A 4,227-nucleotide genomic window follows, 5' to 3' on the forward strand; every position below is an offset into this window, starting at 1 on the left:
CGTCCACGAGACCGATGAACACCAGCAACCGGCTTTCCCGCGGGATGTCCAGACCCGGAAGGCGCATCGGTGTTCCCTTCCTGCACACGGCCGGCGGTCGGGCGGCGGCATGCTGGAGGCGTGCGGAGCCGATTGTCGTCGCGACCCCGCACGCCTCGCGGCCGCCCGAGCGGGCGACCGCGTCCAAGCATCAGAGAGGTGTCTCCGACGAGTGATCAGGTCAGGGCTTGTCGGCGATCATGTCTGCACCTCCTTTCCGCTCCGGACGATCCGGCGTAGTGCCGAGCGGGCAATCGGGGCAATCTTTCAGGTACAAACAGACGTCATTGTCTGCACCATTTGGCAAAAGCGCGGCACAAATTCTCCCCGCGGGTAAGTACCGGGTTGCCGTCAAAGCCCCAATCCCCTCGACGGCGAAGTGGAGCGTACGGCAGTTTCCGTGTGCTGAAAAGAGGGAACAAACGGATGCTCGACGTAATGGATCGATTACCCACGGTTCAACGATTTGGCGACCGTCGCATTCGCGATCGCACCGCCCAGACGATGCCTATCACGACCAGCGGAGCGCCGGCGAGGAGCGCGATATGCCTGGGTGAGCCGGCCTCGACGTTCGACTCGTGGGGGTCTCCGTGCGCGGCGCCGATCGAATGCGCGCGCCGCTCGAGCTCGGTTCTATCCGCACTGGACAGTCCGTCCGCGGCCAGGTCCTTTGCCAGGGCGAGGATGCGATTCCTCCGTCGGCGAGAATGGGGAACGTTCGTCCTCGTTGACGGTGTTTTCCACGCAAAGGCAATCGAACCCCGGTCCGGCTGTCCAGGACGCCGCCACATCCTTACATCCGCGGACGGATCCGCGACAAGAGCGCCGCAACCCGATCTACTTCGACACGAGAATATCTGGGCATCCTCAACCGCTCCGCGGCGATGACCGCCGGTCAGCTGGCCGCCGCCGGTCTCAGCCCTGGCGCGGCCACGACGGTCGTCGACCGCCTGGAGCGCGCCGGCTACGCCAAGCGGATCCGGGACACCGACGACCGGCGGCGAGTCCGGATCGAAGCGACCCCGGCCGCGCACGCGCGCTCCGAGCAGATCTGGGGGCCGATCGGGCACGAGGCCCACCGGCGCCTGCCCAGGCGCGGCGAAGCGACCTTGAAGGCAATTCTGGATTTCTTGGAAGAAGGCCGACGACTACCGGAAGAACACGCCAAGAGAATCCGTGGCCAGAACTGAGGCGGGCGCATATCATGCTCCGATCGGGCGGAATCTGTGCGGTCGCTCGCTCAATCCCTCGCGGCGGGGCCGCATGGATGCTGAGCCGGCTCGGGCAAGCCACCGCGATCATCGGTGTGACGCTACTGGCCGTGCACTACCGGATTGACGGTCCCGCGCTGGAAGAGGTCGCCGACGCGTGGGCCGGCGCGTCCGGTGCGGAACGGGAGCGACCGCTCGACCGAGCTGATCTCGTGCTGTTGATGACCGGCCGGGGCTTCCCGCTCTACCTCAGCCTGCTCCTCGGGCTACCGTTCCCGCTCTTCGGCCTCGCCGTCGTATTCAGCAAAACCTACCCGCTGTGGGTCGGCTGGCTGGGCGCTGTCGCCGGTGCCGCACAATTCATCGTCGGCACGGCCGTTACGAAGGAATCGCCGGAAACAGTGTGCCACCGCTGAGAGCTTTGGTGATCTGCTCGGTGGTGAGCCGCCGCGGGCTCATGTAGTAGATGGTCGAGCCGGCCGATAGTTCCGTCTGCCAGTTCGGGTTCACGGTGACGTCGCGGCCGGTGCGTGCCGCCAGCAACGTCACGCCGTATCGCCGGCCAAGCTCGGTGTGACACCGTTCCACCGACACCGGACCCAACGACTCGGGCAGCTGCGCGACATGAGTCGCGGCCTCGCCACCCGGCGTCATGAGCTCGACGTAGACCTCGGAGATTCCGGTCGTTTTCAGCTCCTCGGTGATGATCCGCGGAGAGTTCCAGTGCACACAACGGATTCCGTCACTGATGTAGCGCAGCTGAACGGCCCGGTCCATGTCCCGCAGCGACACCACCAGGTGAGCACCCGAGGTCACGTGCGCAGCGGTCACCGCCACCGCGACGGCCTCGTTGTCATCGCGAGCGTCGACGAGCACCGTCCGCGCTCGGTGCACCCCGGCACGGCGCAACACCTCCGCCGAAGCGAGGTCACCGCTGACGAAGTCGACCGCCGAGTCCGACATCGGATGAGTGACCACCTCCTCACCCCCGCACAACACGATGTGGTCCCCGACGGGCGCGAGCAAGTTGATGATCCGCTCGGTCCGGCCGGAGGTGTAACCGAGCAGCACGATGTGATCGCTCGCGTCAACACTGATGTCGCCCTGCATTCGCTGCCTCCTCGACCGCTCCAGTACGGATACCATCTTCGTGAAAACGGTGGTGATCGTGGCTATTCCGCCGACGATGACGTACCCGCCGACGACGTGCCCGGCCGATGTCACCGGATACAGATCGCCGTAGCCGACCGTCGTCGCGGTGACGACGAAGTACCACCAGTAGTTCTCCGGCCGGACGAGCTCGCTGCCGTCCGGCTCGACGATGGCCATGAGCGGCCAGCTGGTCAGGAAGACGAGCACCGCCACCATGATCGGTGTTCCCCAACTGGACAGCGACACGAACCGTGCCAACGTTCGCAACAGCAGCGGCATGTCTTCTCCCGTGACCGGGCGTCCGGCCGGTTGGTGCCCGACCGGACGTCTGGCGGGTCGGTCAGTCGGTGATCATCGTTTGGAAGGTACGCCAGGTGGTGCTGGCGAAGGTGAGCATGCCGGCGGCGGGCCGCTTCGAGTCGCGGACCGCGATCACATCGGCACCGCGTCCGATCTCGACGCATTCAGAGTTGCCGTTCGCTTCGCTGTAGCTGGACTTGCGCCAGCGGCCGATCTCGACACAGTCGGAGTCGTTCGTGCCTTCGCTGTGGCTGGACTTGCGCCACACCCACCTTCCGTGGGAACTGGTCATCTGGGTGTTCCTTTCGCTGCGTGCAGTGCGTGCCGTTATGACGGCCGCGACAGCTCCCGCAGGAACGGGCGGGTCTGCTCCGGCCCCAGAGCGTGGACCCGCTGGTGCTCCCAGAACGTGGTGAACCTGGTGAGGTTCTTCTCGCCGTGCAGGATGTCGCCACCGTCGTACTTCTCAACATAGGTCACCCGTATAGCAGGATCCGTGTCGAACCCGAAGATCGCGTACGTTTCAGCCTGGCCGGGATAGTAGCCATGGCGGAACGGAGCGACTTGGACCTCAACGTTCGGCCGATCAATGGCCTCCATCAGGTGGCGGGCCTGCTCTCGCAGCACGGAGCTGTCACCGTCGATGTTCTCCAGCGAGCGCAGTGCCGCCTCATGGACCACGAACCAGAAATGCTGGTCGGTGTTGTTCAGCACCACCTGGCGAGCCAGCCGGTTCTCGACGTATAGATCGATCTGATCTCGGGTCGGGGACGGCCGGTAGGCGCGGAAGATGTAGCGCATGTAGGCCTCGGTCTGCAGGAGCCCGGGGATCATCATGCTGTTGTGGCGCCACTGTGTCGCCGCGCTGCCTTCCATGTCGACCACGGGACGCATGTCCTTGCCGAAGCGGTTGCGGAGCATGCCCTTGCGTCGGGGCAGCTGTGTGCGCCCGAGTGTCGCCAACTCGTGGCAGTCGGTTCGCGCCGAGTCGTCCGCCTCGATGAGGTCGAGCAGTGGGTCGAGGTCGCGCCGCTGGACGCCGCTGACGGCGGTCTCGATGTTGGCGACCTTGGCCTGGGACCAGCCCAAGTGCTTCGCGACTTCGTCCTGGGACAGGGCCACACGCTCGCGGAGTACCTCCAGCTTCCGGCCACACCTGATCTTGTGGACCAACGGTGGCAGCGGGCCACGCGCCATCGGGTTCGACCTCCGTTGCGAGTACCTGATCTTGGTCACGGACCGTGACAGCCTAAGGTTCACTCAGGCAGCCGAATATTAAAGTCTGATATTCGATGTTATGGTGTCGCCGTAACCAGTGAGCCAACCTTGGGACGGGGGTCCGTGATGGGTACTAACCCTAGCAGCGATGGAGATGAGCCCACGGACCCGCAGGGCTCGTCGGTGGGTGGTGGTTCCGGGGCTGGCGGCGCGTGCACCGCTTGCCACGGGACGAGCGCGTCACCACCGGCCCACGCCGGCGAGCGGCGGCACCACTCGACGGCCGGCGCGCGGTCGTCGGTGGTGC

General features: G+C 65.6%; 6 protein-coding genes. 2 read left to right on the forward strand and 4 right to left on the reverse strand.

Annotation, left to right across the window (positions count from 1 at the left end; genetic code table 11):
* Positions 1-187: hypothetical protein (locus tag ACRDTB_RS37425; RefSeq protein WP_431437000.1), on the reverse strand; the 187-nt coding region annotated here is incomplete at its 3' end.
* Positions 188-902: 715 nt separating this feature from the next.
* Between ACRDTB_RS37425 and ACRDTB_RS37430 the strand changes: the two genes are divergently transcribed.
* Positions 903-1,229 (forward strand): MarR family transcriptional regulator, encoded by a 327-nt coding sequence (locus ACRDTB_RS37430; protein WP_431437006.1) that lies wholly within the window; start codon positions 903-905, stop codon positions 1,227-1,229.
* A 77-nt stretch (positions 1,230-1,306) separates the two neighbouring features.
* Positions 1,307-1,666: a hypothetical protein gene (locus tag ACRDTB_RS37435; protein ID WP_431437001.1), complete on the forward strand. Its 360-nt coding sequence runs from the start codon at positions 1,307-1,309 to the stop codon at positions 1,664-1,666.
* Here the strand turns inward: ACRDTB_RS37435 and ACRDTB_RS37440 are convergent.
* The 3 genes from ACRDTB_RS37440 to ACRDTB_RS37450 all read right to left on the reverse strand — a co-directional run bounded on the left by ACRDTB_RS37440 (position 1,629) and on the right by ACRDTB_RS37450 (position 3,938).
* Complete coding sequence (locus ACRDTB_RS37440) at positions 1,629-2,681, reverse strand: ion channel (RefSeq protein ID WP_431437002.1); 1,053 nt, start codon at positions 2,679-2,681, stop codon at positions 1,629-1,631. The genes ACRDTB_RS37435 and ACRDTB_RS37440 overlap by 38 nt on opposite strands.
* A gap of 61 nt (positions 2,682-2,742) precedes the next feature.
* Positions 2,743-2,970, reverse strand: coding sequence for a DUF397 domain-containing protein (locus tag ACRDTB_RS37445; RefSeq protein WP_431437004.1), 228 nt, complete (start codon positions 2,968-2,970; stop codon positions 2,743-2,745).
* 59 nt (positions 2,971-3,029) lie between these two features.
* Positions 3,030-3,938 (reverse strand): helix-turn-helix domain-containing protein, encoded by a 909-nt coding sequence (locus tag ACRDTB_RS37450; protein ID WP_431437005.1) that lies wholly within the window; start codon positions 3,936-3,938, stop codon positions 3,030-3,032.
* Positions 3,939-4,227 lie beyond the last annotated feature (289 nt).

Origin of the sequence: Actinophytocola sp. (genome assembly GCF_050699935.1) — a bacterium.
In the GTDB taxonomy this organism is placed as follows: domain Bacteria; phylum Actinomycetota; class Actinomycetes; order Mycobacteriales; family Pseudonocardiaceae; genus Actinophytocola.